The organism is Noviherbaspirillum sp., from assembly GCF_036846085.1.
In the GTDB taxonomy this organism is placed as follows: Bacteria; Pseudomonadota; Gammaproteobacteria; order Burkholderiales; family Burkholderiaceae_D; genus Noviherbaspirillum.
In genome coordinates this window covers 1-3,260 of record NZ_DAIUCO010000376.1, presented here as the reverse complement: position 1 = coordinate 3,260, position 3,260 = coordinate 1, and the positions used below count along the sequence as shown (strand labels likewise).

At 55.6% G+C, this 3,260-nt stretch carries 3 protein-coding genes; 1 reads left to right on the top strand and 2 read right to left on the bottom strand.

From position 1 onward, the window contains the following. On the top strand, window positions 1-315 hold a 315-nt coding region (locus V7080_RS24900; protein WP_334191065.1), incomplete at its 5' end, for a hypothetical protein. A 271-nt stretch (window positions 316-586) separates the two neighbouring features. Here V7080_RS24900 and V7080_RS24895 read toward each other — a convergent pair. Continuing rightward, window positions 587-2,179, bottom strand: a complete 1,593-nt coding sequence (locus tag V7080_RS24895; RefSeq protein WP_334191064.1) for a hypothetical protein — start codon at window positions 2,177-2,179, stop codon at window positions 587-589. Between the two features lie 719 nt (window positions 2,180-2,898). Next, the coding region (locus tag V7080_RS24890; protein ID WP_334191063.1) for a GDP-mannose 4,6-dehydratase at window positions 2,899-3,260 on the bottom strand (362 nt) is incomplete at its 5' end.

Sequence of the window (3,260 nt, the reverse complement as noted above, 5' to 3'; positions counted from 1 at the left end):
CCCGTCGACGGTGTAGTCGATGGTGTCGACGGCGCATCCGTGGGCGAGTTCGTTGCCGGAGCGGCAGCGCCATTCGATGGCGAGTTAGTCGGTTCTGGTATAGGAGCTGTGTCGACTGCGGCTACAGGTGCAATGCCAGCCGATGTTTCGCTGGCATTCACCGTAGCGTCAGTTGGACCTGACCCTGCACCTCCACCACAAGCGACTAAAAATAACGTAGCGCATGCACAGGAAATGGCATTCTTTGCAAATCGATCCACGGTTGCGTTGTACATGATGTTCCCCTTTCTTCTATTTCCGTTAATGAAAGCTTGATCATTCTCAAAAGCAAGCACCGATCAGAGCTTTGCCCATCGGAAATAGTTCCTTTGCCGCACAGAAATAATTATGAATTTCCGTAGAAAGGCAAGAATTGCAGAAAGGAATTTAAAGAGTTAGTGGCGTGCCGACAACATTTCACTGCGGATATAAAAAAGATGTGAAAACCCAGGCCGGACAAGGCGTCCGGCGGGATACGGCACTGCGGTAGTAGGGGGATGGGACGGGAAAAATGACGGTCGGACCAGTGTGGCTGACCGGTAGAAAATTATCGTGTCTTCAGAGCGAACGCAGAGTCCGGTTTTCTTTCAAGGATGACATAACCGTTGCCACGATGGACAGGTGCGTAGTTGTTCACCAATAGAGTGTGCAATTCCGGAAATTCCGTCGTCGTGTCTTGTCCTTTTGGCCTCGGCTTCGCGATCATGTCGATGATGTATCGGGGCTGTTCGGCTTCCAGGTCAGTGATGAATTTTTGTCGTATGTGCTGGATATGCGGCTTTGAAACGTGATGATAAAAATGGTAGTCATAAATATATGGCGTTGCGACCACCGCCTCGGATAGCAGTGCTGCGTGAAGTGCCCCACCAGTCCAGTCCAATGGCTGGATCTTGTCGCCCGGCCGCAGATGGCTTTTCAGGAAGCCGGCAATTTCATCCACCTTGCCATCCTTCGGCGGTATCGGCTCCTTGCCGGCGAGCTGGCGGCTGAAATCGCCCGGCATGCGCACGAGTACCGCGAGAGCAAACAGGAACACCATCAACGGCACGGCGCGCCGATAAGGGGCAAATGCCGATACCGATGCCGCCCTTGCCTGGGGCAGCAGCACGAGTGCGCCGCACAGGCTGCCGAAATAGGCAAACGGCATCCAGTGATAATCCCAGAACTGCCCGCTCAATGCCGGGTAAAAGCTGTACAGCCCGAGCAATGCAAGCAGCAGCAGGACGAAGCGGGTCTTGAAGCGGTCCTCCTGGTCCGACAAGGCAATATAAGCGCCGAGCGCCACGGGCACCAGCAGCATGCCGAGGCCACCGAAGTTCCGGTATGAATCGAGCAGATACCGGATGCGCGCGATGCCGGTAATCATCACGTGGTCGCCGGTGAGCTGTATGTGCAGCGGCAGATAGAAAGCAAACATCTCGCGAAAATACGGGAAGCCGCCAGTGCGCCAAAGCCAGATGAACGGCAACGACAAGACGATCACGAAACCAATCGCCGATGCACCCGCGATCTGCAGGAACGGTCTGACGAAGGTGGTACGAAATGCGCCGATGCCGTTGCGCATGACCACCGCTCCATAGGCAATCACCGCCGGCAGGCCGATGGCGAGATGCGGCTTGATCGAAGCGGAGACTGCAAACAGCGCACCGATGATGCTCCACTGCGCGTATGTCTTGCGCGTCGTGCCGGTCGCCACGAGCAATGCAATCGCAATCGGCAAAATCCCGACATAGTCGCGTTGCAGGCTCATTGACGGACCATGGCCCATATAGATAAGGCCGAACAGCAATACGCTGCCGCAGGCAACCGCCTTGCCGAAAGGCCTCATCAGCGTCCATGTCACCGCAAGGAAGACAAGCAGGTAAAGCATGTCCAGTGTCCTGAACGCTGCATCGGAATACCCGATCGCCTTGCCGATGGCGAGATGGAACAGCAAGGTGCCGGGCATGCTCGTTTCGAACACATCCTTATAGGGGGTGAAGTGATGCTTATCAATCAGAAACGCAACGTAATGCAGCAGCGGCGTGTCATGCTGCATGCGCCAGCCAAGAGCGAGCACCACTTCGGTACTCAGGAACAACAGGAAAAGGCCAAGCGCTCCCCACTGAAAATAGTCGAACAGCCGATTGTTTTTAGGCATTGTGCTCATTGCTTGATTAGGGAAGAGTGCCGGATGGAAGCAGCTATCGACACCAGTGCGGCCTATCGCTACACGCGTGGAGTCGGCAGAGATGCAAATCACGTACCCGGTTCGGGAACGGGCCGGCATTCAGTATGTCGTTTGCCTTACATGGTTCCGCCTGTTAATGCCGGGGAATGCATGGACGATGATTCAGGATGAGCAAACCGATGGTTAGTGGTCGAATCGTCAAGAAGGTTCAGTCGGGTGGGGAGTTGCGGAAGGAAATGAATGTAATTCGCCAGGCTGTACGACGAAAACATTGAAGGTCGAAACGGCTGTCAGAAGACAGTTGTCGATCGTTCTTGTTGTTAATCGTTACCACTGATGAACAACTGGCGGCAATGAGTCACAGAGCCCGTGGTTATTGAATCCCGCTTGACGCAGCCGGAAAAGGACAGGCCAAGCCGGTTGAAGAAGCGGATTTTGTTTGAGCCGAAGGCGGGTTTATTTCGCTTCCCGACATGGCCTGCAATTTCTCGGGAGAAGAAGTACGCGCTTGCAAGCGCGTACCGTTGCGCAGGCGTAGGACATGCTCCATGAAACCCATGCTACGCCCGCCTATAAGGGAAAGAATCAGTGCAGTGCCTGGAGGGAATGCAATGACGCTGATCAAGCTGCTTTCATACAAAACGCCAAGCGCCAGCGGCCGGCATACCACCATCAATTCCGAATACCAATCAATCCTGAAACCCCTTCGGATTCGTACTCTGCCAGCGCCAGTGATCCGCACACATCTCCTCCAGCCCCTTCTTCGCCCGCCAGTCCAGCATCCGGCTCGCCGTCGTCGGATCGGCATAGCACACAGCGATGTCGCCCGGCCGGCGCGCGGTGATCTGGTAGGGAATCGGACGCCCGCTTGCCTTTTCAAATGCCTTCACCATTTCCAGCACGCTGTAGCCCTGCCCCGTGCCGAGATTGACCGTGAAGCTGCGACCCGAACGGAAGATTTCCTTCAGCGCCGCGACATGGCCCTGGGCGAGATCCACGACATGGATATAGTCACGCACACCGGTGCCGTCCGGTGTCGGGTAATCGCTGC

Coding starts and splice junctions, on each gene's coding strand:
- V7080_RS24895 (WP_334191064.1), bottom strand. CDS start 2,179: ATGCCTAAAAACAATCGGCTGTTCGACTATTTTCAGTGGGGAGCGCTT.